We start from the raw sequence: 25,922 nt of genomic DNA, 5'->3' as shown, positions 1-25,922 counted from the left end.
AAGAGGTGCTAACAACTGTACTATAACAACAGACATTACTATTACTGAATTAGATGTTATTACCGTAGACGCCATTAGTGTTCTTGAATATGGTTGTACTCTTGGTAATAATGGTAATAATGCAAGTGTATCGTTCACTAGTGCATCAGGTGGTACAGGTACTTTTTCTAGATACGTATTTATACGTGATGGAAGTGTAGTTCAAGATGGTTCTAATACCACTTACTTTGAGACTGATGGTTTAGGAGGTTCTTATGAAATACGTGTGTATGATAATGCGGGATGTTCTGCACTATCAACAGCTGATACAGTTCTACCTTATGTAGAGATAAGCGATGCAACCGTTACCACAACCCAAGAAGCTGCTTGTTCTCCTTTGAACAATGGTGAGATAGAAGTTGGAGTAACAGTTAGCCCTGCCACAGCAACACCTAACTTAGAATATATTGTAACAGGTATAAACGTGACTTATGCACAGACCATTACATCTACAAGTAATCCTGAAACTTTTACAGGATTAGAAATAGGTAACTACAGTGTTAGAATTACCAATTTAGATACTGGTTGTGTTATAGAAACTGTTCATGAGATTGAAGACCCAGACGTTATTGAAGTTACGGCTACCAAATTAACAGATGAACAATGTTTGAACGATGGTGTAGATGACGGAAGTTTCAGTGTTGCTATTAGCAACTATACTGGTCCTTACAGTTACCAAGTTTATGATTTAAATGATAATCCTGTAGCCGGATTTAGTGGAACAGGAAACACTAGTACACCTTTAACTATTTCAAATCTTGTTGGAGGAAGCTATTACATACGTATTACAGAAACTACCGCACCATTGTGTGATGATGATTCTAATGTAATAACAGTATTGGCTCCAAGTGCTCCAATTACAGCTACGGTTAGGGAAGAAGCCAATGTTTCGTGTAGTAATGATCAAGGTGAAATATTTGTTGATCCAACAGGTGGTGAAGGTCCATATACTATCGTATTAGAAAATACGACTACTTCTACTACCTATACTGAAACAAATGTTGAGGCATTCATTTTCAAAAACTTATCTGCAGGCGATTTCCATGTGACTGTTACGGATGCATTCTCATGTGTATTCTCTGATAACATTACTTTAATTAGACCTGATGATATTGTAACTGATATAACAGCAACGACCTTATCATGTTTTAACGGAAATACTGCTAGCATATCAACTGCGGTAGATGCAAGAAATATTACACCTACATACCAATACAAATTAAATGTCTATGAAGATATAGCCGGAAGCATTTTGTTGACTACTTCGGTAGGGCAGGCTACGGGTGACTTTAATAATTTAGCTGCTGGTTTCTATAGTGTTACCGTTAGTGATGAAGTAGGGTGTTCTGAAGAAACACGTATTATTGAAATCGTTAATCCTACGGAAGTAGAGGCTTCACTAATAAGAACTAGTCCGTTGACATGTACAACAGGCGTAGAATTCGAATTAAGTGCTACTGGAGGAAGCGGATCATACGAATATAGTATAGACAACGTAACATGGACAGCAATGTCAGGAAACAGCGTTAGTTTACCTCTAAGCGGTATGTTAAGTGCTGGTGTCTATCGTTATTACGTAAGAGATGAGACAAACTCATGTACAGCTGTACAATCTAATTCTATTGAAGAAGACCCTATTGATCCATTAATATTAACAGTAGATGAGACTGCTGCAGTAATTAACTGTAATGGAGATAATACCGCTACCATTTATGCAACTGCAGATGGTGGTTTAGGAAACTATCAATATTCGCTTTATACTGATGCTTCATTAAGTGTTGCTTCACGTATTGCAGGACCTCAAAGTAATGGAACATTTAGCTCATTGTCAGCAAATACCTATTACGTAGATGTAATCAGTCAGGATTGTAGAATAACTACTCCAGAACGAATTGATATTTCTGAGCCTACAGCTCTAGATTATACAGATGATGTTATCAATGTAACTTGTAATGGTGAAGAAGACGGTAGTATAACCGTTACCTTATCCGGTGGTTCAGGAGGTTATCAATATGCTATATCACCAAACCTTAATAAGTTTGATGATGAAAATACTTTTGAAGACCTTGCTCCTAAAAATTACAGGGTAATTGCACAAGATCAAAATGGTTGTTTCATAGAATTGGAATATACTATTGACGAACCTGCTATTATTGAGGTTTTAGGTACATCAACACCAGAAATATGTGTAGGTGAAGAAAATGGTTCCATAGAGCTTACCATTACGGGCGGTACACCTGTTTATAGTACTAGAATACACACAGAAACTGATTTTGTAGAAGACAGAACAACGTTCACTGATCTGGCTGAAGGAAACTACATCATATTCATTCGTGATGCTCAAGGTTGTGAAGAAAATATAACCGTAACGGTAGATGCCGGTGTTAATCTAAATGCATCCGTAGAACCAGTTTATGGTTGTAATGGAAATATCCCTAACAACTACATCAACATTGTGATGGAGGATACTAGTATTGCGGACCAAGTCCTTTTTGGAGTTGATACTACCGATCCAGCAGAAATGCAACTTAATCCATTCTTTAGAGACCTAACTCCAGGTACACATTATATATCAATTTCTCATGCCAATGGTTGTATCATAACTTATGATATAGAGATAGAAGATTACCAACCTTTGACCATTGTTTTAGAGCAAACCAACATCAACCAGATAACAGCAAATGTTACAGGAGGAAGAGGTGAGTACAATATTACTTTTGGTGATAAAGATAATGGTACTGACAATACATTCTATATTAACCGTACTGATACTTATGTAGTTACCGTAACAGATGAAAATGGTTGCGAAGTTGTAGCCAGTATCTTTATGGAGTTTATTGACCTTGATATTCCTAACTTCTTTACCCCAAATGGAGATGCGGAAAATCAGACTTGGAAACCTAAAAATGAAGATGGCTTCCCAGAGATACTAACCATCATATTTGATCGTTATGGTAGAGAGGTGTACCGAATGGGTGCTGGTGATCCAGGATGGGACGGTCTTTATTTAAATAAAGAACTTCCTTCAGGAGATTACTGGTACGTTATCAAACTCAACGGAGAGAATGACGACAGAGAATTCGTTGGACACTTTACCCTATATCGCTAAATAAAATACTTAACCTACAACCTACAGTACCATGCGCAAATTCATATGGACCTTGCTGCTCCTATCCGGCATTATAACCGCTAGAGGTCAAGAGCTCAATTCGCCTCAACTTACTCAATATTTGGCAGATAACCCGTTTGTTCTATCACCAGTATATGCTGGTATAGGAGACCATGTAAAAATTAGGCTTAACGGTCTTACACAATGGGTGGGTATTAAAGATGCTCCACAAACACAATCCTTGGCAGCAGATATGCGCTTAGGCGAACAATCTGGTATAGGTCTGTTTTTATATAATGATAAAAACGGTTATACAAAACAACAAGGTGCTAGGGTTTCTTTCGCCCATCACTTAACTCTTGATAGGTATGACGATGAGTTTCTATCATTTGGCCTTTCATATAACTTTAATCAGTTTAGAATAGACATTGATAAATTTGTGGATGCCAATCTTGATCCGGGTGTTATTAACAACCGCCAAACTAGTAACCATAACTTTGATGTAGGTGTTTTATACCGGTATGGTAAATTTTATATAAGTGGTAATGCATCTAACCTTTTAGGTAAAGACCCAAGTAACTTTACATTTAATGTAGATGAGCCTAATGAGTTAAGAAACTATTATGTGTATACCGGTTACCGTTATAGAAAAAACAAGCATAGCGATTTAGAGATTGAACCTTCTATTTTATTTAAAATGTTTGAAAGTGATGGACGTTCCGAAACCGATTTAAACCTAAAATTTAGATGGTATAATTTTGATGATTATTTCTACGCTGGTGTTAACTATCGTTTCTTAAATGATCAAATTGGTAGCCCACTTTTTATAGCTCCTTTTGCGGGTCTAAAGAAAAACAACTTCTATTTTGGATATTCATACCAAATCATTCTTAATGAGTTACTTACGTACAGTACAGGAACCCATGTGGTAACCATAGGTGTAGACTTGTTCCAAGGGCTTAGTAACTGCCGTTGTACGTACTAAGAAAAGAACTGTTTCAATATCTATGTACTTATAAAAATTACATATTAGCTTTCTATCCTTTATTTGAACCGTTTGAATTAAGTTTGCAAAAATATATTTGATTTTGGATAAGGTTAAAGTTAGTAATATAAGGGTATATGCCCACCACGGTTGCTTAAAAGAGGAAACCGCTATAGGAAGTGAATATTTGGTAAACGTATCTGTTGATGCTAATTTAACCAAAGCTTCAATTTCCGATAAGCTATCTGAAACGGTAGATTATGTTCACATAAACCATATTGTAAAGGAGGAAATGAAAATCCCTTCTAAACTATTGGAACATGTTGGCAAGCGTATCTTAGATCGCATCTTTTTAGAGATAGACATTGTAAAAAAAGCTGAGGTTGAGGTTTCAAAAATTAACCCTCCAATAGGTGGTGATGTTGAAAAAGTGACCATAGTTTTGAAGCAAAAGCGAAAAAAGTAACTATCCAAATACCTTAAATTCATCTCCTAAATTACTGCAAATCTTTACACTTACATATTTTCTTACACCTTGTAAATATACATTGTGAAAAAAAAGTAAAGTAAAAATAGCATTTCCATCAAAAAAACTATCTTTGCACCTGCAAATGGCATCGTGGCCGAGTGGCTAGGCAGAGCTCTGCAAAAGCTTGTACAGCAGTTCGAATCTGCTCGATGCCTCAAAAAAAAACCTTCGTTTATCACGAAGGTTTTTTTGTTTTATGACTTTAGGTATTCCTTATAAAAGGAAACACGGTTAGATTCTTACTACACGATATTATAGCTTTTCTATACGCTCAATACCATTCTCTATGTTAAACTGGTCTTTAGGTAGAAATCCTTTTACAATAAGTACAATACCACATACAATTAGAATAACGCCAAGTCCTTTCTTTATTAAATAAATTCTATTACCTGTTAGCTTTTTCTTCAATTGTTTCGCTAATAGAATTTTAAAAATATCGGTTACAAAATAGGCTCCTACCATCGTTGAAAAGAATACTACTATCCGGTTAGGGTCATTATTTAAGCTGGGTCCAACTACAATGATAATACCCAACCAAAAAACAAGAACACCAATGTTAATAAAATTGAGTAGAAAACCTTTTACAAAGAGACCTAAATAGTCACTCTTACTGACTCTAATATCACTATCCACATGCTTAGGAGGTTTTTTAAAAATAGTGGTAATACCATATACCAAAAGAATTACACCACCAAAAACATATAGTCCTTACTGGTTACTTAAATTCTCTAAAAGCTGATAACTACTAAAATAAGCAATGACAAGAAAAACACCATCGGCAAGAATTACTCCAAAATCAAAAACAATAGCAGCTCTAAAACCTTTAATTGCGCTTGTTTCTAAAAGGACAAAGAAAACTGGCCCAATCATAAAGCTTAATAAAAAGCCTAATGGAACTGCTGCCTGAATATCTTCCCACATGTATTATTCTGGGTGTTTCTTATTAGTAGTTTAACTAAGGAATAGCAGCTACTATAACTCTTTTACAAGTAAGTACTAGCTGCTATGCAAAGCTAAGGGTTTAAAATTGGAAATGAAATCGATTACATGCGCGTTACAGTACCGCCAAATACAGTTTTTTCATCCATTTTTTTGGATCACCATATACCAATACTTCACCACCAGCTTTTACACTAGCCTTTACGTAATCTGATGCATAAATTTCTGCACGAGATCCTGCATTTACATTTATGGTAGAAAATTTGGTCTTAAACTCTTTACCCTCATAAATACCACCTGTATTTATAACAATGTCTTGCAAATTAGAGGAACCAATAGTAGATATGCTTCCACCAGTTACGGTTTTGATCAACATCTGTTCTACCTCGGCATTAATTACCAATTCCCCACCTTCTTGTGCTTTTAACTCAAGAATTTCCTGCTTTATAATTTCTTCAGAGGCAATACGCGCATCTTCATTAACATCTATTACAACAAGGTCTTCAGTATAATATAAATCTACAAAAGTGCGATATCCACTAAAAATCTTACCTAGTTGCATTCGTATTTTAAGCACACCATCGTTGTTAACAATGGCAACTTTATCTATATTCTCACCAGATATGACCGCTTTGTTCACATCAGATTTTATAAGCTTAACAGAAAGACCGTCAAAAGCTTTAACCTCTGAGAATTTAGTTAGGTCTTGTGTCATACTTGCGTCTTGGGCAAAACTAAATTGCAGCCCAAGAATACAAATGACAAGCAAAACGAACTTTTTCATAATGTACCTTTTTAGGTTATTTTGATAGTCAAAGACAAAATCCGTTCCAAAAAAACTAATCACTACTCATGCTTCCCTATCAAAGAGAAATCTAAATGACGTTTTATTAAATCAGAATTCTTTACCATAACTACAACTTCATCACCCAATTGGTAGGTTTTCTTTGTCTTTTCTCCTACAATTGCGTACTCCTTTTCGTCAAAGGTATAATAATCATCCTTTATATCGCTGATCCTAACCATGCCCTCGCACTTGTTTTCTATTATCTCAACATAAATACCCCATTCGGTAACACCACTAATAACACCAACAAATTCTTGATTTTGGTGATCTTGCATGAATTTAATCTGCATGTATTTAATAGAATCCCGTTCTGCACTAGAAGCTAAATATTCCATATCTGAAGAATGCTTACATTTCTGTTCGTAAACTTCTTCTTTAACCGAGGCGCCGCCATCTAAATAATGTTGTAATAAACGATGTACCATTACATCTGGATATCTTCTAATCGGCGATGTAAAATGTGTATAATAATCGAACGCCAAACCATAGTGACCAATATTTTGGGTAGTATAGATGGCCTTACTCATACTACGTATAGTAAGCGTATCTACCAAATTCTGTTCTTTCTTGCCTTTAACATCGCTCAAAAGCTGATTTAAAGACGCGCTAATAGATTTTTTATCCTTAAAGTCTAACTTGTGCCCAAACCTAGAAACAATGCTATTAAGAGCTATTAATTTATCTTCATTGGGATCATCGTGAATACGATATACAAAAGTCTTTTTCGGTTTTTGTTTTCCTATGAATTCAGCAACCTTTCTGTTGGCCAACAACATAAATTCTTCAACTAACTTATTAGCATCTTTGGATTCTTTAAAATAAACACCAACCGGCTCACTTTCTTCGTTTAAATTAAAACGTACTTCTACTTTATCAAAAGAAAGTGCACCTTCTTGCATACGTCTACCACGCATGATTTTAGCCATACGATCCATTTCTAAAGTAGCTTCAACTACATCTTCTTGAACGGTATAAGCATCTTCGCGGATAGATATATCCTTTGGTATACTGCCTTCTTTGGTTTCTATAATATGCTGTGCTTCTTCATAAGCAAAACGCTCATTAGAATTTATAGCTGTTCTGCCAAACCATTGATCTTTGATATTGGCATCCTTATCCATCTCAAAAATTGCAGAAAACGTATATTTCTCTTCGTTTGGTCTTAATGAACACGCATTGTTAGATAATACTTCTGGAAGCATAGGAACCACACGATCTACTAAATAAACAGAAGTAGCCCTTTCATAAGCCTCATCATCTAAAATAGTATCTGGAACAGGTAATGAGAAACATCGGCAATGTGAATACCAATCTCATAGTTACCGTTCTCAAGAACTACAAAAGAAAGTGCATCATCAAAATCCTTAGCATCTTTTGGATCAATAGTAAAGGTCAATACATCTCGCATATCCCTTCTTTTTGCAATTTCTTCTTCTTTAATAGAAGTATCAAGAGTATCTGCAAAACGTTCTACTTCGGTAGGAAAATCATAAGGAAGACCATATTCGGCCAAGATGGCGTGAATTTCGGTATTATGTTCTCCTGGTTTTCCTAAAACTTCTATGATAGTTCCTGTAGGAGAATCATCTTTACTATCCCAACTATCTAATCTAACAATTACTTTATCGCCATCATTTGCTCCTTTAATTCCATCTTTTGGAACAAAGAAATCTGTATACATTCTAAAATCTGTAGGACGAACAAAAGCAAAAGTCTTTTGTATATCTACAATCCCTACAAATTCAGTCTTCTTACGTTCAATAATATTGGCAATCACCTTCTAGCTTTTTCCCTTTTCTTCTTGGGAATATATATACCTCTACGGTATCACCATGAAAAGCTTTGTTCACTTTATTAGCTTGTACAAAGACATCGTCATCCATACCCTCTATAACAACATAAGCATTACCACGTCCTGTAAGATCAACCTTACCTGTTTGGTATTTTTTAGTTGATTCTATGGCCATATAATTACCTCTGCCTTCTTCCTGTATTCTATTTTTTTCCTTAAGTTGCCCTAACCTTTTAATCAATTGATTACGGTCTTGGGTATTGTCTAAGCCTAATTTAGCAGCTATTTGTTTATAATTGAAACTCTTTTTTGGGTCTTTTTCCAATACGGTAAAGATTCCTTTTGTTATCTCGTTCGCTCTATGGTTACGAGCTTTCTTCTTGTTATTTGACATTAACTATTTTTAATTTATAGGGTAAATTACGAATTATAATTCATTACCCTGTTATTGACCAACCTTGACCTGAAAACAAGGTTATCAACAACTATATTATATATTTCTTTTTCTTTTAAATTTTAAAAATTAAAATGGTGATTATGATAGTGTGTTAATAAGGCTTATAAAATTATGTGGAAATAGTTGCTCTGAACGACTTAAAGAAGTTGTTGACAATCTTTACAATTATAATATAGCACAGAATCAGGGTAGTAACGTAATTATCAATATTCGTTGATAAACGATATCAACATCAATTATTTAATAAGTAAACGTAAATTTAATGTTAATTACTGGCAATAACATTTTAATAGCCCATTATAAAAAGAGTAAAAGTATATTTCTCAATTAGAAATTAGTTTTGTAGAGTACTATTCAAGTGAGAAATCAAAATTTAAGATCTACTTTCTGTCGTAAGGTTATTAACATTATAAACACATTTTAACAATAACAAATTAACAATGAATAGCTGTCTGAAGAAAACTATTGTTGTGATCACCATGTTTATTGTGGTGAAGTGCTAGTATTCGTACCTTTGTGAACAATTAGAAGGTTTTATATAACAGTAAAACCGTATTCAAAAAAAGGTTTAAACAAGATTACGCATAATGAAAATAGCTATTGGAAATGATCACGCGGGTACGGATTACAAATTAGCCATAGTAGGTTTACTTAAATCTATGAACATAGAAGTTAGTAATTATGGTACCGATGGTGCGGATAGTGTTGATTATGCAGATTTTGTTCATCCCGTAGCTTCAGATATTGATAAAGGCATTGTTGATTTTGGTATTATTATTTGCGGAAGCGGTAATGGAGCTTCAATGACGGCTAATAAACATCAGCAAGTGCGTTGTGCCCTTTGTTGGAACAAAGAGATTGTTCAGTTAAGTAGAGAACATAATGATGCTAACATCTTAAGTTTACCAGCAAGGTTCATTTCTCTACCGCAAGCACTAGAAATGGTAAAGACTTTCTTAGATACTGATTTTGAAGGCGGTAGGCATGAAAGAAGAATAGAAAAAATTCCTTGTAAGTAAACGTTCAAAGCTTTACTTTTAAATATAGGGGACTCTTATAAAGTCCTCCTAAACCAACCACTTCATAATACTTAACACTAGTTGTTCATAACTTGGATATTCCTTGTTAAGAAGGCATTTTAGGTACCATACATATTTAATAACGTACTAATTATTTTCCATATTAAATGGGACATTCTCACGAAGACCATTCTCATGGGCACGGTCACCACCATTCTAATTTAAGAGGAAGGAATTTAATTATATCCATCCTATTAAATATACTTATTACGGTAGCTCAGGTAATTGGCGGACTTGCCTCTGGTAGTCTTTCTTTACTTTCGGACGCGCTTCATAATTTTAGTGATGTACTTTCGCTTATTGTTAGTTATATAGCTACCTTATTAGCTAAGAGACAAGCTTCTACCAATAAGACCTTTGGTTATAAACGTGCTGAAATCATAGCGGCTTTTGTAAACGCTGCTACACTAATAGTTGTAGCTGTTATATTGATAAAAGAAGCCTCGGTAAGGTTTCTTGAACCGCAGAAGATAGAATCTGATGTGGTTATTTGGCTTTCTTTATTAGGTATTGTTGCCAATGGTTTTAGTGTGCTCTTACTTAAGAAAGATTCAAAGAGCAATATGAACATGAGATCTGCTTATCTGCACTTATTAACAGATATGTTAGCATCGGTAGCGGTACTTATAGGAGGCTTGTTAATGAAGTTCTATGAGGTGTATTGGATAGATGCAGCCTTAACCTTTGCCATTGCTATCTATCTTATTTTTGTAGGTTATGATTTATTAAAAGAAGCAACACGCGTACTCATGCTTTTTACGCCAAATACCATACAAGTACAGCAAATTGTAGATGAAGTAGATTTAATAGACGGTGTAAAGAATATTCACCATATACATATTTGGCAATTAAATGAGGATGAAGTGCACTTAGAGGCACACGTAGATTTCAATGAAGACATCAGGCTTTCGGAGTTTGACAACATTCTTCAGGAAATAGAGGAGGTCGTTTATCACAAATTCGGTATCAATCACGTTACTATACAACCAGAACACGGGAAAAGCGACAGTAAGCAAATAATTGTACAAGATTGATATTATGAAAATAACTGTAAAATCATTTGGAGCGCTCACAGCAGCAGAGTTATACGACATATTAAAAATTAGATCGGAAGTTTTTGTCGTGGAACAAGAATGTATTTACCAAGATGTAGATGGTAAGGACCAAATAGCATTACACGTTATAGGGACTAGAAAAGGTGAATTAGTTGCTTATACTCGAATATTTAAACCAGGAGATTATTTTGAAGAAGCAAGTATTGGAAGGGTAGTGGTGAACCCTACCGAAAGAAAGTACGGCTACGGAAAAGAAATCATGAGAGCCTCCATCTCCGCTGTAGAAAAGCATTTTAAAGTAGATGTTATTAAGTTATCTGCTCAGTTATATTTAGAACGTTTTTATCATACGCTTGGTTTTGACCAAGTTGGAGATGGTTATTTAGAAGATGGCATACCACATATAAGTATGGTTAGAAAAAAATAAGGTGCGCAATTGCGCACCTTATTTCTTATATACAATTATGTAAAATTAAATGCGAATAGGTTCTTTGTTCGTAAGGTTAATATCTTCCAACATATTATCGGTAAACTTATAATGACCTTTAGTGGTTATAATACGAAACCGGTTAGAGTTCATTCTACTTAAAGTATCCAAGAAAAGCCACTTCGTTTTTAGAAGTCTAGGTTTAGAAGATTTCAGGCTAATTTCAAAATAATATTTTCTTCCGTTTTTAAGCGCTACAATATCTGGTGTAATCTTAAAATCGGTGCCTTTCCTAACATATGATTTAGGTGTTACATACCCGTCAATATCCGCCTTAATTTCTTCGAAGCCGGTGGCCTCTAGATGGTGAATTGACTTCTCTAAAAATTCCTTGTTTTCTGACTTTTCTGTTGTTACCATAACGGAGAAGATAGTAAAACTTAGTGCAACAACAAACTTTTGAACGTTGATTAACAGCATTTTAAGAACTAAAATCAGGATTTTGAAATTCGCTTTAAGAGATATTAAAAACAGACCAATTGGTTTGTTGGCTATCTATAAGTTCCATAAACAGGCTGTTTTTTTAGCGATAAAATACAGGTTTCAATCGCTGTAAGTGCATACTAGTCAAGAATCTTAGAGTCATAGGAATTTTACAAACCAATTGGTTTGTAAAATTGATTAAGCTAACCTTTTGGCAACTCCTGATTCTTCTAGAAAATCTAACTTCAAAATAAGGTTCAAAGGTTTTTCCGCTTTGTTTTTGGTAGAAGCAAAGAGATATCCTTCACTTCTGTGATGTAGTTCATCAATTTTTATTTTGCCATGAGTACGCTGTTCTGGCAAAATATACTTTTTTAAAGCTGATAATGTTATAGCCCGTTCCGTTAAAAGGTCAAGTAATTTTTTGCGATTTACCAAGGTGATTTTACATGAAGTAAATGTCTTTGGATCATCTGCATAAATTGAAGTTATTAACGCATAGAATTCCGTTTTTTTTGAGGTATCAAATAACCAACCTTCTTTTAAAATTCCCTTCTTTTCATAACTGAGTTCAAAGGCAAAAGTGGGTAGGTTTTCGTTTATATAATCCAGTTGTGCTTTTTCATCTATATAGAATTTTTTTCCATTCGTTTTATGAATAAAAACCAAATCTATTCCGGCCAATTGCTTTGGCATTTCGGATACCCGCTCAAAGGTATAATGCTTTAGATACTGTTTATAATAACGGTCTAATAAAATGCAAAGCTCCTGCTCCCTTTCTAAATCTGACTTAAAATTACTTTTAAGGGGCATATTACATTTGTTAGTATGAAGTTTAAAGAACTAAACTTCAATTTTATCGGCCAGTGCCTTACCAATTCTTTCAACAACACCAACAACTAGGGCATTACCCATAAAAAAGGCCCGTTTGGTATCGCTTACACCTTCTAATAACGTATGATTATCAGGAAACATATTTAAACGCTCTAATTCAACAGGGGTTAGACGTCTTAATCCTTTTTTAGTCTGCACTACATGCTTAAATCTAGATGGAGACTTTCCGCCTTCGCCGGTAATAATAGTTCTTGAAGCATTATCCAATGCATCGGGAAAAATCATTCCACCTTCACTATAGTTATAGGTAAATCCGGTTTTAGCCGTTCGCACTTCTTTTTTTGCGCCTTTTAAATATTCCCACTTATGGAAATCCTCTTCTGGAATAAAAAATTCTGATGTTACTTCTCCGTTTTGAAGTACATCTCCTAAAACGGTACGTTTGCCATCATAACTGGCCTATGGTTTTTACTGTAAATACTTTTCCGTTTATGAAAACACCTGAATTCTGAAAAGGAGAAAGCTTTTCGCCTAGATTAAAGTTTTCGGAGATATGTACTAAATCGTCCTTAATTTCAAAAGAAATTGGTTTTTGAGTGGTTTGCTGCACAGGAAAAGCCGATGCAATTGTTCCTTCCGAAAACACCCAATTTGACGGACTGGACTTTTTAAGTGCTTTATAAAGTGATGTAGACTTGTGATATCCTAAGAAAAATATTCGTCTACGTCTTTGGGGCATTCCATATTCTGCGGCATTAATAACACGCCATTCAACTGCATAACCTAAGTCATCAAGACTTTTCAACATAATGGCAAAATCACGTCCGCGCTGGGCAGAGGGTGATTTTAGCAAACGGTCTACATTTTCAAGAAATAGGTATTTGGGAGGATTTTTCTTTTCCGATAAAATTCGGTGAATACTCCACCAGAGCACCCCTTTTTTACCAATCAAGCCTTTGGAGTTCTGTAAAGTAGTCGCCACGGAGTAATCTTGACAAGGAAATCCGCCTACGAGCACATCGCCATCGGGAATAACTTCCGTAGAAACTTCAGATATGTCTTCGTTACAATGGTTTTCTTTACCAAAGCGCTCCTCGTAAACGATAGAAGCATGTTGCGCTTTTGTAGAAGGTTCCCATTGGTTGCTCCAGACTACCTCATATTGTCCGGTTTTTTCTAGTCCGAGGCGAAATCCTCCGACTCCTGCAAAAAGTTCTATTGCCTTGAGTTTGCTCATTTGCGATAAAATTACATAATTTCACTAAAGCAAAGTAAACATGATAATAGATTTAAGAATGAAGAGATATAAGATAGTAGTTTTGCTCACTGGTTTTTTGGTGTTGTTTCTAGGTTCCTGTACTGAGAAAAGTAAGAAAGAAGCAAAGCTTTTAGAAACTATTACTCAGATACGAAAAGAATATGCTCCGGATAAAAGAACAGCTCTTTTTGATGTGCATACCTATATAGATACCGAAAAGTATATTCTTAGAGGAGAAACTAATATGCCTGAAGCTGCTGAGGCATTAAAAGCCAACTTAGATAAACAGGATATTAAATATACTAGCGAAATAGAAATACTACCTTCAAAATCATTGGAAGGTAAAACCCATATGGGTTATTAATATTTCGGTAGCAAATCTTAGGAGTAATCCAAAGCATTCTGCAGAATTGGCGACACAGGCTACTTTGGGCACACCGGTAAAAGTGTTTAAGAAAGAGGAGGATTGGTTCTATATTCAAACACCGGATAAATATCTGTCTTGGGTAGATGCCGGGGGAATTGTTTTGATGGATGACAACCAAGCTCAAAAATGGAAAAGCACTACAAAACTTATTTATACCCAAACCGCTGGATATTCATATCAGGATTCCGAAGTTGGACAACGGGTGTCCGATTTGGTTGCCGGTGATATTTTAGAATTGAAAAGTGAGACCGAAGATTTTTTTGAAGTTAAATACCCAGATGGTAGAAAGGCCTTTGTGAGTAAAGAAGAATCGGAACCCTATGAAAGTTGGTTGGAAAAATTGGATCCAAGTCAAGAGAGCCTTGTAGCGACTTCAAAAACCCTTATGGGCGTTCCTTACTTATGGGGAGGAACTTCAACAAAGGGTATGGACTGTAGCGGATTTACCAAAACCATCTTTTTCCTTAACGGAATGGTTATTCCTAGAGACGCCTCACAACAGGTTCATACCGGTCAGGCCATTGATTCTGTAAAAAATTTTGATAAGCTGCAAAAAGGCGATTTGCTGTTCTTTGGAAGAAAAGCCACGGACTCAACCACGGAAAAAGTGGTACACGTGGGTATGTGGATCGGTAATAATGAATTCATTCATACCTCAGAGATGGTACGTATAAGCAGTATGGACAAAAATGCCGGTAATTATGACGAGCATAACCATAACCGCTATTTGCGCTCAAAACGCATCTTAAAGGAAAATGACGATGCTTTGATCAGCTTGGTTAAAAATCCTGTTTTTAAGGATTAGAATTAATGGGTTTTGTGAGATTGAAAGTATTGGTGTTATACTTTTTATAGAGAGATTTTTATTCTTTATCGATTAATAAATGTTCTCGAATTCGTTTTTTTAACAACTCGTAATCTTTTTTATGTTGTTTTCTTTCGGTTTCAAATGTCCTCCATAAAGTTTGATATTTGTATTTTTCTGAAAGAATTTCATAATCATCAGATTCTTTGTCGTGATAAGCTTTGTTGATATCATTAACTAACTTGGCCAATAAAATTTTTAGGTTATGATGTAAATTAGCGGTCATATTTTCTCTAATTTGATTTGCTACATCTTGTATATCTTTAGGTAGAAAGGGGTTATTGCTTAAATCACGAACCTTTTTATGAAATTCAATATGCTTTTTTGTAAAAAAAATCCGATTAATTTCAACAATTCCGTTTTTTACACTTTGCTCATATGCCTTTTCCCTTTTTCTATTATTTGCCTCAAAAAACAATTCGTCATATTCTTGAATATTGCCCTCAATGATGACAAAATTGTAAATATCATTTTCTAAAAATTCAAACCAGCCTGCAATATTCTGTTTGTATTCGGCATATTTATTTTTGATTTTATCTATATCTGTAAGATTATATTCACGAAGTGCCATATCCACATTATATTTATAAATGTTGATATAATCAATTGCTCGATCAATTGAATTTCCATTGGTAGTGAATAACACCAAGAATTCTGTGAGTAATTGTGTCTGAATCTTAGCTACTTCATTTCTTTTCGGTTGAAAAATTGATGATTTGGCACGTTTATAACTTAAGATTGCAATTAACGTTCCTGTGGCCGTAAAAATAATTGTTGTAATATCCTTAAGCCAAGAAGAATTTTCCTTTAAAAAATCTATTATGTTCTCCATTCAAATTATAACCAACAACTATATACAGTTCGTTTTCTTTCTTATTTATTTCTAATAGGACATCCAAAACTAATAATCTCTTAAAATTTTTTATTAAATGTAAGTAAAAACTTAAAAATACCGCTGCAATATTTCCGTAACCGAAGCCTTATAAGAATTTCCAAAAAGGTTTAAATGCACTAAGAGATAGTAAAGTTGGTAAATATCTATTCGTTCTTTTTCATTACCAATTGGCGCAAAATGTTCTTGATAGGCATTATAGAAAGAAGCACCAAAACCTCCAAAGAGCCGGGTCATGGCCAAATCTACTTCATGATGGCCAAAATACACCGCGGGGTCTATTAAATAAGGGGTGCCATTATTTGATATAAGATAATTTCCGCTCCATAAATCGCCATGTAATAAAGATGGTTTTGTGTTCGGAAATAGCTGGCCACACCTTTGTAATAGTTTAGACTCCGTAGGAACTTCGTTATCATTCAGCCTACCCGTTGCTTTTGCCAGTTGCAATTGGGGAACAAGTCGTTCTTGAACATAGAAATCGGCCCATTCCAGATGATTGGAATTGGACTGCTCAAGATTGCCAATATAATTTTCCGTGGAAAACCCAAATTCGTTTTGGGTCGTATGGTGGTGTAGGGCTGCCAGTTGATGGCCCAAAAGTTCAAAGTCGGTTTCTGTGGGTCGTTTGGCTTCAATATAATCCATCACCAAAAAACCGCCTTTTTCTAAAGACTCGCAGAGTAAAATATTGGGTACGCTTATCGTTTTGGATTGGGCAATGGCTTGCAAACCCAATTTTTTGGCCTTAAACAGCTCATAACCATTTTCTCCTCGGTTTATCTTACAAAAGAAACGTTCGGTTTCTGTTTCCAGCAAATAGGCTTCGGAAATATCACCCCCAGAAATGGATTGGATACGCTCAATATTCACACAGAGCAAATAGGCAATATGTTCCTTGAGGTTCTTGTTCATTCTACTTATTACTTAATATTTTTTACATTTTTACCAATTCAACTCTACTGTTTCATTGGGTTTTAAAGTAACCTCTTTTTGTTTTGTGCCGTGTTTTAAAACGGTAGTTCCTCCGGTAACGGAATATATTTTTACTTTGGTCGGAATTTTATTGCTCCAAGTAATGCCGATTTCAAAGTTTCCACGGGCTTTTAGACCTTCGACCGAACCATTGGCCCACACATCTGGCAAAGCAGGTAAAAGCTGAATCTCTTTCAAAGAAGATTGTAGCAACATTTCTACTACTGCGGCGGCACCACCAAAATTTCCGTCAATTTGGAAAGGTGGGTGTGCATCAAACAAGTTGGGATACGCTCCGCCTCCTTTTTCATAGGAAGCCCTTACGCCGTCAGGGGCCACATAACGTAGCAGCTCACGATATTGCTTATAAGCGCGATTTCCATCTAATAATCTAGCCCAAAGATTAATACGCCATCCTTTTGACCAGCCAGTGGTTTCATCGCCCTTAATGTTTAAAGTGGTCCTTGTAGCATCCGCTAATTCTGGTGTTTTTTCCGGACTGATGTGATGCCCTGGATATAAACCGTACAAATGCGATTGGTGACGGTGTTTGGGATCTACATCTTCCCAATCATGGTACCATTCTTGTAAATTTCCTTTTTTTCCTACTTGGTACGGATATAGTTTGTCCAGTGCCTTTTCTAGTCGAGTTCTGAACTCCACATCTGTTTTTAGGGTTTCTGATGCTGCTATGGTCTGTTGAAAGCATTCCCTAATCATGGCAAGGTCGGATGTTGAACCGTACAAGGTTGCACCTTGATATCCATCTGGAGTTATAAATTTATTTTCGGGTGATGTTCCCGGTGAAGTAACCAAGTTTCCATTTTTATCTTCTACCAACCATTCTAAACAAAACTCTGCGGCTCCTTTCAGTAAGGGATAGGCTTTATCCTGTAGAAAATCTAAATCTTGAGAAAACGTATAGTGTTCCCATAAATGCGAGCTTAACCAAGGTTCCGCCCATATTCCAGTTGGCCCAATTGATTCCACCTTCACCAAAGTCGCCCACAGGATTACTCATCGCCCAAATATCCGAGTTATGGCATGCGGCCCATCCGCCGGCCCCGTAAAAGGTCTTGGCGGTTACTTTTCCTGTTTTGGCTATATTTTCTATAAAGCCCAACATAGGCCGGTGCATTTCAGAAAGATTCGCGTTTTCTGCTAGCCAATAATTTTCTTCGGCATTAATGTTTAAAGTGTAATTGCTACTCCAAGGCGGTCTTATGTATGGATTCCAAATTCCCTGTAAGTTGGCAGGTACATTTGGTGTTCTAGAACTGGAAATCAGCAAATATCGCCCATATTGAAAGTAGAGCACTTCTAGGTTTTTGTCTTCCTCGCCTTTGGCATAACGTTTTAAGCGCTCGTCCGTAGGCAGGTCTTTCGCAGTAGTTTTTCCAAGTTCTAAATGCACTCGATTAAAATATTTTTGATGGTCTTTAAGATGATTTTCCAATATAGATTCAAAAGATTTTGAGCTTGCTTTTGAAAGTTGTGAGGCAGCAATTGCTTTATGGTCGACACCTTCGGTAGCGGAGTTTTTGTCGAATCCGTTGAAACTAGTGGCCATGGAAATATAAACAACAGCTTCCGTACCATTTTTTAAGGCAACCGATTTGTCTGTGCTTTCCAATTCTCCGTCCGTATTCTGTATTTTAAAAAGTGATGTAAAACGTGTTCCTTTATTTGAGTCAAACTGAACTGGGTTCGGAATTTTACCGCGGTAACTGGGTTCTACATGATAAGGGGTGTAACCGCTTACTTCTAGAGTAGATTCGTTACTCGTAACCTCATATTAAAGCAAACTGTTAAATCCAATATTAAAATTAAGCGCTCCTTTTTTACTGCTCTTTAGCCGAATGACCATGGCCTGCTTATCATGGGAAATAAGATACTCACGAGTAAAAGTGATGCCATCTACCTTATACGTTACCGTAGAAAGCGCTTTTTCTAATTCAAGCTGACGGTGGTAGGAGGTGGGCTGGTTCTTATGTTCAAAATTAAAGTATACGGTACCTAAAGGCATATAGGATTGAGAGAAGCTTCCCTGTAATTTCGTTTGCAGCGAATCAGCAAGTTTATAGTTTTCGTTTTTTAGCGCTTCGCGGATTTCCGGAACATTTTTATATGCTTCTGGACTCATATTTGGGTCCACAGGTTCGCCGCTCCAAAGTGTAGCATCGTTTAAATAAATAGAATCGGTAGCAACACCCCCAAAAATTGATGCTCCGGCTTCCATTGCCCAGAACCAAGGTTTCCTCAAAATGTTCGGCCGGCCTGTCAAACCAAAGGGCATTTGAAGATTGCGAAGAGAGAAGGTTTGCCGAAACCAACGTAAACAAAATGGGTAGTACAAATGCTTTTTTTAGCAAACTAATGAACGGTTTGATCATGAAAATGAAGGTATGTGAAATTAGACGGTAGCAAGATAGCAGCAATTAGTAAACGACAATGGTATTATTTTTTCTAAATTAGGGCAAATTTCAACCTAAAAGACCCCACTTATCACGTTAGAATGAAAAGTGACCAAAAGACTGAAATTCTAATCTGATCCAACCAGCCTATGTCTCAACTAGCCGATAATGTCTCAAAGCGTCTTTTTTCTTTGGATGTCTTTAGAGGACTAACTATGTTTTTATTGATTGCCGAGGCGGCAGGTTTTCACCATAACTTTTCAGAACTGACGGAAGGAACGGCATTTTCGGGTCTAGCGCATCAATTGCATCACCACCCATGGAACGGACTCCGGTTTTGGGATTTAATCCAACCGTTTTTTATGTTCATTGTTGGGGTGGCTATGCCTTTTTCTTTACGGAAACGTTTGGCATCAGGAGATAAAAAAGGGGTGACCAAACATATTTTACGTAGATGCTTTTTACTGTTCGCTTTTGGTGTTTTATTACATTGTGTGTATAGTCATGCTCTGGTTTGGGAACTATGGAACGTACTGGTACAATTGGCCTTCACCATTTTGATTGCTTATGCATTAATGAACCTTCCTAATAAAATACAAATCGGTATATCCTTGGGGTTGCTGGTGTTAACTGAAATTTTATATCGTGCCTACAATCCTGAAGCACCCTATGCGCAGAATCATGAGAGTTTTGGTTCTTATATAGATATGTTGGTCATGGGTCAAGTGAATGACGGGTACTGGGTGTTCGTAAACTTTATACCTACTGCTGCCCATACAATTTGGGGTGTGATCTGTGGAAAGGTTCTATTATCGCATATGTCTTCTGCCGAAAAAGTAAAACCATTTCTTATTTGGGGAAGCGCATTGGTAATTCTTGGTTTTGCCATGGATTTTGCAGGCATCACACCAATCGTAAAACGTATTGCAACAAGTTCTTTTACCTTGGCATCAGGAGGTTTCGCTATTCTTACATTAACCCTTTTCTACTGGCTTATTGATATAAAAGGATATCAAAAGAATTGGCTTAAGATTTTCTCTGTAGTAGGCACTAATTCAATTTTTATCTATCTATTTGCCGAAACAGTAGGTGTTCAGTGGTTTCAAGGATTTGGTCTTATCTGGACAGAAGGCTTGCTGGCTCCCATTGGTATTTCCGAAAAAGTAATCATGGTCATCAATGCTTTCTTTGTACTGTACATCTTTTGGTACATTACCTACTTTTTAGATAAGCATAAAGTGTATTTTAAAGTATAAAACTCATATCTCAATTATAATTTTACTCAATACTCATATTATGAATCGCACTAAAATTGTCCTTTTTATTTCTTCTATTGCCCTAATGGCCTGTAACTCTACTAAAACAACCGTAACCGAAGCTGGTTGGGAGAACATGTTTAATGGTAAGAACCTAGACGGATGGACCACTAAAATCCATCATTATGAGACCGGCGACAATTTTGGCGATACTTTCCGTGCAGAAGACGGTATGATCCAAGTGCGCTATGATCAGTACGAAGGGGACTTTAACGACAGGTTTGGCCACTTGTATTTTGATAAGCCGTACTCTAGTTTTCACCTTTCTATGGAATATAGATTTGTTGGGGATTTACATCCGGGAGCACCCGTTTTTACCGAAATGAATAGTGGTGTTATGTACCATTCGCAAGACCCAAGAACGATGTTGAAAGAACAGAACTGGCCTATATCCGTAGAAATGCAATTTTTAGGAGGTATTAATGAAGGCGAAGCAAGACCAACGGGTAACATGTGTTCTCCGGGAACTGAGATTGTTTATAATGGAAAAATATACCCGAGTCACTGTTTAAGCTCTTCATCTAAAACCTACTATGGAGACCAATGGGTAAAAGCAGAATTAATTGTAAGAGGAGATTCTTTGGTAACACAAATTATAAATGGTGAAGTAGTTTTAGAATACACCAAACCCCAAATTGGTGGTGGTACGGTAGTTGGTTTTGACCCGAAGGTTAAACAAGACGGAAAACTATTAAAAGAAGGTATGATTGCTTTACAGAGCGAAGGGCAGCCTATAGATTTCAGAAATGTAAAAATCAAAAACTTAAAGCCTTAATACAAGAGGTTATTTTTCATAAAGTTCAAGAGGAAGGTCATCCGGGTCTGCAAAGAAAGTAAATTTGCGGCCCGTAAATTCATCAGCTCTAATGGGTTCTACGGAAATGCCTTTATCCATAAGTCTTTGCCTTTCTAAGGTTACATCGTCTACTTCAAAAGCTAAATGACGTAAACCTTGTGCTTCGGGTCTAGAGGGGCGTTTAGGTGGGTTAGGGAACGAGAATAATTCTATTATGTATTCTCCGTTAAGGGCAAGATCCAGTTTATAAGATTGTCGTTCTTCCCTAAAAACTTCGGTCATAATATCAAGACCTAAAACCTCCACATAAAAATGCTTGGACTTTTGGTAATCTGAGCATATAATAGCAATATGATGTACTTTGTTAAGGGCCATAGCTAATGGTGAAAGTTCTTATTTTAAGATACCCCAATATTTATTTTCATTACTTAAAAGTTCGGTAGCAGCTAAAATGGCATCATCATTTTTTAAGTAATAATCATACAACCCTTCACGATAGAAATAACGCTTCACGATTTCATCCTGAAGCTTACTTTTAATTTCGCGCTGGTAATCGTATAAAGCAACAATTTTACTTTTTTCGATATCTAACAACAACGTTTTAAAGTCATTTTCTATAGCATCATTAAAAATAACTTCTTCACGGTTGGTCATGGCCGCTCTTAAAGTTTTTTCAGTTTTGGTCTCGTATGAGAAGTCGCTTTTGGAAACAAAGGTTTTAAAATCTGCATAATCCTTATCGGAAAATTTAAATTTAGCCACGTCATCCATTTGGTGCTTGTAGAAGTAGTTAGTAGCGTAATCAAAAATAACATTGTTGTTCAATAGTGCAGTAGTAAGTTCATTTGCTTTGGTAGAGGTAACCTCAATATCCGGCAAAACACCACCACCATCTTGCACCTTCCGTCCATTACGGGTAGTAAAGTCCTTAAAAGCACTCTTTTTAACAGCATTATTGTCTTCATCTCGATTCCAATAGTCCAAAGACTGTATGCATCTCCCAGAAGGCGTGTAATAGCGGCTTATAGTAACTTTTAGCTGCGTACCGTAAGTTAGCTTCAACGGACGTTGTACTAATCCCTTTCCGAAGCTACGTGCACCCATAATTACTGCACGGTCTAAATCTTGCAATCCACCGGATACAATCTCACTTGCCGAAGCACTGCTCCCGTTTACCAAAACTACTAGCGGAATTTCTGTATCTACTGGTTTGTTTTTGGTCTTGTACTCAGAATTGAATTTTTTGACCTTTGATTTGGTGGTTACGATCAACTCCCCTTTATCAATAAAAAGGTTGGTGACATTTATAGCTTCCGAAAGCAGACCATAAGATTGTCTCTTAAATCTAACACAATCTTTTCTGCGCCTTTTCCTTTAAGATCAATAAGGGCTTCTTTTGTTTGGGCCGAGGCTTTTGCGTTAAATCTAGACAAAACAATATAACCTGTCTTGTCATCTATCATCTTATAAAACGGTACGGCATCAACTTCTACAGCTGCACGGGTAATGGTGGCTATTTTTGTTTCTCCCTGTCTGTTATATGTAACTTCAACAGCTGTGTTATTTGCTCCTTTTAAAAGTTCGCTAGCATTGTTGTCAAAGTCCGAAACACTAATAGCACCTATTTTAATAATCTCATCACCAGCTTTAAGTCCGGCTTTATCCGCAGGATAATCTTTGTAAGGTTCAATAATCAACAACTTGTCCTCAAATGAACGCACCAAAGCACCAATACCGGAATATTCCCCAGCATTGTTAATGCGATAGGTTTCTACATCTTGTTCGTTTAAAAACTTGGTATAAGGATCAAGGTCATCTAGCATATTCTTTATGGCGGTATCCATAAGTTCTGCCGGATTGGTCTCATCTACGTAGTTCATGTTTAATTCCTTAAACAGGGTAGTGAAGATTTCTATTTGCTTGGCAATTTCGAAAAAATCGCTTTTCACGAAACTACTACCTGCCACCAAAATGACTATTGCAAAGGCTGGAATCAATATTTTTTTGCCTAGCATCTTTTTCATTTGTTCTCTAATTTGATGGTTCTTTGGTCGTTGACCATTCTTATATTTTTAACTCTCGCCGCCAGAATCTGGAGTGTTTTTGCTCAAAAAACGTTTCATTACGTCTTTCATGGCTTTTTCAACATTGCTTTGAGACGGCATCTCTCTACCAAGGTATAAAAATAGAAACGCAAAAGAGCCTTCACTATTGTTAAAAACTAGGTGTTTGTTAAGTCTATAACTTTCTCGCATAAGACGCTTGATGCGATTTCTTTTTACGGCGCTTTTAAAATTCTTTTTAGGAACCGCCACACCGGTTTTGATGCGGGTGTCTTCTATAAAGTCAGTAGGGAGGTAAATAAGTTTTATAGGAAATGCAGAAACAGGCTTCCCCTCAGCAAACAACTTCTCAATAAGCTTTTTGCTTTTCAGCTTTTCTTTTTTCGGGAAAGTGAAGTCGGCCATAAAGGTATTTTAAAAAATTGCCCCCGTTCTACGGGGGCAATTGCAAATCTAATCATTGAATAAAATATAACGACTTTTCATTGTCAATTACTTTGTATTCTGCCAAACATTATCCTCTTGGTTAATATCGGCCATAAGTTGAGACGGGTCTAAAACTACTGCTTTAATACTAGCAATTGGCTTACTAATTGTAAAACTGTAGTTAGATTGTGCCCAAGGCCAATCTTCTAATACCGTTCGGTTTATTTGTGGATAAGGATTTTCTTTTTCGCCTCGCATCATTCGTAATGGGGCGTAAAATGTCTCTTTTGTATCATCTGCATAGATCACTAAAATATCTAGAGGCATTGGCATATTTCCTGTACGGACCATAGAAACCTCAGTTTTACCAGCATTATCCTTAACCTCGGTAATACCGTAATCTATAGTGTTTGTAGTTTGAGTCCAATCTGTTAAATACCAATCTAATTCCATTCCCGAAACCTTTTCGGCAGTACGTTTGATATCGTTGGGAACAGGATGCTTAAACTTGAAATCTTCATAATACTTACGAATGGTCTCCATTAGCTTGTCCTGACCGATGATATAACCAAGTTGAGACAAGAATATAGAACCTTTGCTATAGGCAGCAATACCATAGACAAAATTAAGATCATAACGATCTGCATGGGTCGTTTGAGGTTGCTCCTTACCAGAATTAACCAAATTGTAATAGCCTTTGTAGGTACCTTCAAAAGGATTTTCCTTGTTCTCTCCCATTACTTCGTTCATAGCTAACGTAGAGATAAAGGTTGTAAATCCTTCATCCATCCATTCATGCTTGGATTCGTTGGTAGCTAAAATATGTTGAAACCAAGAATGCGCCAATTCATGTGCAGTTACACCGGCCAAGCTTCCAAACTTGCGTTCTCCTGTAATTAAGGTAGCCATGGCATATTCCATACCACCATCACCACCTTGAATAACAGAATATTGCTCGTAAGGATACTCACCAATATTTTTACTGAAGAACTTCATAAATTCAGCAGTTTTTGGCTGAAGTTTCTTCCAGTTATCCAAGATATCCTTATTGTCCTTGTATAAGAAGTGGAGCATAGGTCCATTCTCAACTTGCAAAGTATCGTGGATATATTCAGGGTCGGCAGCCCACATAAAATCATGAACCATTGGTGCTTTAAAGTGCCAAGTAAGGGTTTTTCCTTTTTGTTTTTTCACTTTAGTACCTGGAGCTTCGTACCCATGACCAATTTCATGAGGGTTTTGAAGGTAACCAGATCCTCCAACTACATAATCCTTGTCTATAGTAAGCTTAACATCAAAATCACCCCACACACCTTGAAATTCACGTGCAATGTATGGATCAGCATGCCAGCCTTCAAAATCGTATTCGGCTAATTTTGGATACCATTGGCTCATAGATAGAGCAACGCCTTCGGCGCTGTTTCTACCAGAACGACGCACTTGAACAGGAACCTGACCTTTAAATTCCATTTCAAATGTGGTTTTCCCACCTGGAGGAATCGGTTTTGCCAACTCCACCACCAAAATGGTTTCCTCTTCAACAAAATCTACTTTAGCACCATCTTGGGTAAGTGATGTAGCGTGTAAATAACCGATTTCGTTTTCTTTCAAAGCAGCAATACGGCTATTCTTTTCTTCATCGGTCATTCTACCGTCTGGATCAGGAATGCTCTGTAAACGCATATCCATTTCACTACCTTATTGAAAGGCATTGAAAAATAAGTGATAATACACACGAGTAAGCTCGTCAGGAGAATTGTTTGTATAAACTAGTTTTTGAGTACCCGTGTACAGAAAGTCATCTACGTTCATATCAACCTCCATGTGGTAATCTACATGTTGTTGCCAGTATGAATTGTTTTGCGCAATAACCGTCTGGCCCAATAAGAACATTACGGCGGCAATTCCTTTAAAA

The 25,922-nt window shown here is 36.4% G+C and carries 22 protein-coding genes, 1 tRNA gene and 4 pseudogenes; 11 read left to right on the top strand and 16 right to left on the bottom strand.

Features of this window, described 5'->3' with window-relative positions; genetic code table 11:
• Positions 1-265: 265 nt before the first annotated feature.
• The 4 genes from Q5W13_RS08390 (at position 266) to Q5W13_RS08375 (ending at position 4,817) form a co-directional block, all read left to right on the top strand.
• Positions 266-3,148 carry a T9SS type B sorting domain-containing protein gene (locus Q5W13_RS08390; protein WP_304445987.1) on the top strand — a complete coding sequence of 961 codons (2,883 nt, stop codon included), beginning with the start codon at positions 266-268 and terminating at the stop codon, positions 3,146-3,148.
• Between the two features lie 31 nt (positions 3,149-3,179).
• Complete coding sequence (locus Q5W13_RS08385) at positions 3,180-4,133, top strand: PorP/SprF family type IX secretion system membrane protein (RefSeq protein WP_155595328.1); 954 nt, start codon at positions 3,180-3,182, stop codon at positions 4,131-4,133.
• A 103-nt stretch (positions 4,134-4,236) separates the two neighbouring features.
• On the top strand, positions 4,237-4,599 hold the full coding sequence (gene folB, locus Q5W13_RS08380; protein ID WP_304445986.1) for a dihydroneopterin aldolase: 363 nt from the start codon (positions 4,237-4,239) through the stop codon (positions 4,597-4,599).
• Between the two features lie 147 nt (positions 4,600-4,746).
• Positions 4,747-4,817: transfer RNA gene (locus Q5W13_RS08375), tRNA-Cys, on the top strand.
• Between the two features lie 97 nt (positions 4,818-4,914).
• Here Q5W13_RS08375 and Q5W13_RS08370 read toward each other — a convergent pair.
• The 3 genes and pseudogenes from Q5W13_RS08370 to rnr all read right to left on the bottom strand — a co-directional run bounded on the left by Q5W13_RS08370 (position 4,915) and on the right by rnr (position 8,634).
• Positions 4,915-5,583 (bottom strand): annotated as a pseudogene (locus Q5W13_RS08370) (LysE family translocator).
• Positions 5,584-5,716: 133 nt separating this feature from the next.
• The gene (locus Q5W13_RS08365) at positions 5,717-6,385 is read right to left on the bottom strand and encodes a head GIN domain-containing protein (RefSeq protein WP_368662491.1); all 669 of its coding nucleotides are present in this window, start codon (positions 6,383-6,385) and stop codon (positions 5,717-5,719) included.
• Between the two features lie 62 nt (positions 6,386-6,447).
• Positions 6,448-8,634 (bottom strand): annotated as a pseudogene (gene rnr / locus Q5W13_RS08360) (ribonuclease R).
• A gap of 650 nt (positions 8,635-9,284) precedes the next feature.
• Here rnr and Q5W13_RS08355 point away from each other — a divergent pair.
• The 3 genes from Q5W13_RS08355 (at position 9,285) to Q5W13_RS08345 (ending at position 11,258) form a co-directional block, all read left to right on the top strand.
• The gene (locus Q5W13_RS08355; RefSeq protein WP_304445985.1) at positions 9,285-9,716 is read left to right on the top strand and encodes an RpiB/LacA/LacB family sugar-phosphate isomerase; all 432 of its coding nucleotides are present in this window, start codon (positions 9,285-9,287) and stop codon (positions 9,714-9,716) included.
• A 167-nt stretch (positions 9,717-9,883) separates the two neighbouring features.
• Positions 9,884-10,810 carry a cation diffusion facilitator family transporter gene (locus Q5W13_RS08350; protein WP_304445984.1) on the top strand — a complete coding sequence of 309 codons (927 nt, stop codon included), beginning with the start codon at positions 9,884-9,886 and terminating at the stop codon, positions 10,808-10,810.
• A gap of 4 nt (positions 10,811-10,814) precedes the next feature.
• A complete protein-coding gene (locus Q5W13_RS08345) occupies positions 10,815-11,258 on the top strand; it encodes a GNAT family N-acetyltransferase (RefSeq protein WP_304445983.1) in 444 nt (147 codons plus the stop codon).
• A gap of 45 nt (positions 11,259-11,303) precedes the next feature.
• Here Q5W13_RS08345 and Q5W13_RS08340 read toward each other — a convergent pair whose 3' ends face one another.
• The 4 genes from Q5W13_RS08340 to Q5W13_RS25735 form a co-directional block, all read right to left on the bottom strand.
• Positions 11,304-11,678, bottom strand: a complete 375-nt coding sequence (locus Q5W13_RS08340; RefSeq protein ID WP_155595336.1) for a hypothetical protein — start codon at positions 11,676-11,678, stop codon at positions 11,304-11,306.
• A 261-nt stretch (positions 11,679-11,939) separates the two neighbouring features.
• Positions 11,940-12,554, bottom strand: a complete 615-nt coding sequence (locus Q5W13_RS08335) for a hypothetical protein (protein WP_304445982.1) — start codon at positions 12,552-12,554, stop codon at positions 11,940-11,942.
• Between the two features lie 30 nt (positions 12,555-12,584).
• Complete coding sequence (locus Q5W13_RS25740; protein WP_438364183.1) at positions 12,585-12,908, bottom strand: DNA cytosine methyltransferase; 324 nt, start codon at positions 12,906-12,908, stop codon at positions 12,585-12,587.
• A 115-nt stretch (positions 12,909-13,023) separates the two neighbouring features.
• A complete protein-coding gene (locus tag Q5W13_RS25735) occupies positions 13,024-13,812 on the bottom strand; it encodes a DNA cytosine methyltransferase (RefSeq protein WP_438364182.1) in 789 nt (262 codons plus the stop codon).
• A gap of 58 nt (positions 13,813-13,870) precedes the next feature.
• Between Q5W13_RS25735 and Q5W13_RS24810 the strand changes: the two genes are divergently transcribed.
• Positions 13,871-14,197, top strand: coding sequence for a hypothetical protein (locus Q5W13_RS24810; protein ID WP_368662490.1), 327 nt, complete (start codon positions 13,871-13,873; stop codon positions 14,195-14,197).
• 46 nt (positions 14,198-14,243) lie between these two features.
• On the top strand, positions 14,244-15,065 hold the full coding sequence (locus Q5W13_RS08325; protein ID WP_368662489.1) for a C40 family peptidase: 822 nt from the start codon (positions 14,244-14,246) through the stop codon (positions 15,063-15,065).
• A 58-nt stretch (positions 15,066-15,123) separates the two neighbouring features.
• Here Q5W13_RS08325 and Q5W13_RS08320 read toward each other — a convergent pair whose 3' ends face one another.
• The 5 genes from Q5W13_RS08320 to Q5W13_RS08300 all read right to left on the bottom strand — a co-directional run bounded on the left by Q5W13_RS08320 (position 15,124) and on the right by Q5W13_RS08300 (position 19,255).
• On the bottom strand, positions 15,124-15,957 hold the full coding sequence (locus Q5W13_RS08320; RefSeq protein WP_304445981.1) for a hypothetical protein: 834 nt from the start codon (positions 15,955-15,957) through the stop codon (positions 15,124-15,126).
• Positions 15,958-16,068: 111 nt separating this feature from the next.
• A complete protein-coding gene (locus Q5W13_RS08315; protein ID WP_304445980.1) occupies positions 16,069-16,932 on the bottom strand; it encodes a fructosamine kinase family protein in 864 nt (287 codons plus the stop codon).
• A gap of 30 nt (positions 16,933-16,962) precedes the next feature.
• A complete protein-coding gene (locus Q5W13_RS08310) occupies positions 16,963-17,988 on the bottom strand; it encodes a glycosyl hydrolase family 95 catalytic domain-containing protein (protein ID WP_304445979.1) in 1,026 nt (341 codons plus the stop codon).
• On the bottom strand, positions 17,879-18,625 hold the full coding sequence (locus tag Q5W13_RS08305) for a glycosyl hydrolase family 95 catalytic domain-containing protein (RefSeq protein ID WP_304445978.1): 747 nt from the start codon (positions 18,623-18,625) through the stop codon (positions 17,879-17,881). Before Q5W13_RS08305 ends, Q5W13_RS08310 begins: the two co-directional genes overlap by 110 nt.
• 162 nt (positions 18,626-18,787) lie before the next feature.
• Positions 18,788-19,255: a glycoside hydrolase N-terminal domain-containing protein gene (locus Q5W13_RS08300; RefSeq protein ID WP_304445977.1), complete on the bottom strand. Its 468-nt coding sequence runs from the start codon at positions 19,253-19,255 to the stop codon at positions 18,788-18,790.
• A 300-nt stretch (positions 19,256-19,555) separates the two neighbouring features.
• Between Q5W13_RS08300 and Q5W13_RS08295 the strand changes: the two genes are divergently transcribed.
• Both Q5W13_RS08295 and Q5W13_RS08290 read left to right on the top strand, forming a co-directional pair.
• Entirely contained in the window at positions 19,556-20,662 is a 1,107-nt protein-coding gene (locus Q5W13_RS08295; RefSeq protein WP_304445976.1) for an acyltransferase family protein, read from the top strand.
• A 40-nt stretch (positions 20,663-20,702) separates the two neighbouring features.
• Entirely contained in the window at positions 20,703-21,497 is a 795-nt protein-coding gene (locus Q5W13_RS08290; protein WP_304445975.1) for a 3-keto-disaccharide hydrolase, read from the top strand.
• A 9-nt stretch (positions 21,498-21,506) separates the two neighbouring features.
• Here the strand turns inward: Q5W13_RS08290 and gloA2 are convergent, their stop codons facing one another.
• From gloA2 to Q5W13_RS08270, 4 genes and pseudogenes are all read right to left on the bottom strand, one after another.
• A complete protein-coding gene (gene gloA2, locus Q5W13_RS08285; protein ID WP_304445974.1) occupies positions 21,507-21,893 on the bottom strand; it encodes an SMU1112c/YaeR family gloxylase I-like metalloprotein in 387 nt (128 codons plus the stop codon).
• Between the two features lie 18 nt (positions 21,894-21,911).
• Positions 21,912-23,542 (bottom strand): annotated as a pseudogene (locus Q5W13_RS08280) (S41 family peptidase).
• A gap of 48 nt (positions 23,543-23,590) precedes the next feature.
• Positions 23,591-23,986: a ribonuclease P protein component gene (gene rnpA, locus Q5W13_RS08275; RefSeq protein ID WP_304445973.1), complete on the bottom strand. Its 396-nt coding sequence runs from the start codon at positions 23,984-23,986 to the stop codon at positions 23,591-23,593.
• Positions 23,987-24,073: 87 nt separating this feature from the next.
• Positions 24,074-25,900, bottom strand: a pseudogene (locus tag Q5W13_RS08270) (M1 family metallopeptidase).
• Positions 25,901-25,922: the final 22 nt, after the last annotated feature.

Origin of the sequence: Zobellia laminariae (assembly GCF_030553095.1) — a bacterium.
GTDB classification, from domain to species: domain Bacteria; phylum Bacteroidota; class Bacteroidia; order Flavobacteriales; family Flavobacteriaceae; genus Zobellia; species Zobellia laminariae.
This window is presented reverse-complemented; position numbering and strand designations above follow the sequence as displayed.

Excerpts from the sequence above, each read along its gene's own strand:
- Q5W13_RS08290 (WP_304445975.1), top strand. The coding sequence starts at position 20,703 with ATGAATCGCACTAAAATTGTCCTTTTTATTTCTTCTATTGCCCTAATG.
- Q5W13_RS08385 (WP_155595328.1), top strand. The coding sequence starts at position 3,180 with ATGCGCAAATTCATATGGACCTTGCTGCTCCTATCCGGCATTATAACC.
- Q5W13_RS08340 (WP_155595336.1), bottom strand. The coding sequence starts at position 11,678 with ATGGTAACAACAGAAAAGTCAGAAAACAAGGAATTTTTAGAGAAGTCA.
- Q5W13_RS25735 (WP_438364182.1), bottom strand. The coding sequence starts at position 13,812 with ATGAGCAAACTCAAGGCAATAGAACTTTTTGCAGGAGTCGGAGGATTT.
- Q5W13_RS08295 (WP_304445976.1), top strand. The coding sequence starts at position 19,556 with ATGTCTCAACTAGCCGATAATGTCTCAAAGCGTCTTTTTTCTTTGGAT.
- Q5W13_RS08365 (WP_368662491.1), bottom strand. The coding sequence starts at position 6,385 with ATGAAAAAGTTCGTTTTGCTTGTCATTTGTATTCTTGGGCTGCAATTT.
- rnpA (WP_304445973.1), bottom strand. The coding sequence starts at position 23,986 with ATGGCCGACTTCACTTTCCCGAAAAAAGAAAAGCTGAAAAGCAAAAAG.
- Q5W13_RS08315 (WP_304445980.1), bottom strand. The coding sequence starts at position 16,932 with ATGAACAAGAACCTCAAGGAACATATTGCCTATTTGCTCTGTGTGAAT.
- Q5W13_RS24810 (WP_368662490.1), top strand. The coding sequence starts at position 13,871 with ATGAAGAGATATAAGATAGTAGTTTTGCTCACTGGTTTTTTGGTGTTG.
- Q5W13_RS08335 (WP_304445982.1), bottom strand. The coding sequence starts at position 12,554 with ATGCCCCTTAAAAGTAATTTTAAGTCAGATTTAGAAAGGGAGCAGGAG.
- Q5W13_RS08345 (WP_304445983.1), top strand. The coding sequence starts at position 10,815 with ATGAAAATAACTGTAAAATCATTTGGAGCGCTCACAGCAGCAGAGTTA.
- gloA2 (WP_304445974.1), bottom strand. The coding sequence starts at position 21,893 with ATGGCCCTTAACAAAGTACATCATATTGCTATTATATGCTCAGATTAC.
- Q5W13_RS08350 (WP_304445984.1), top strand. The coding sequence starts at position 9,884 with ATGGGACATTCTCACGAAGACCATTCTCATGGGCACGGTCACCACCAT.
- Q5W13_RS08355 (WP_304445985.1), top strand. The coding sequence starts at position 9,285 with ATGAAAATAGCTATTGGAAATGATCACGCGGGTACGGATTACAAATTA.
- Q5W13_RS08320 (WP_304445981.1), bottom strand. The coding sequence starts at position 15,957 with ATGGAGAACATAATAGATTTTTTAAAGGAAAATTCTTCTTGGCTTAAG.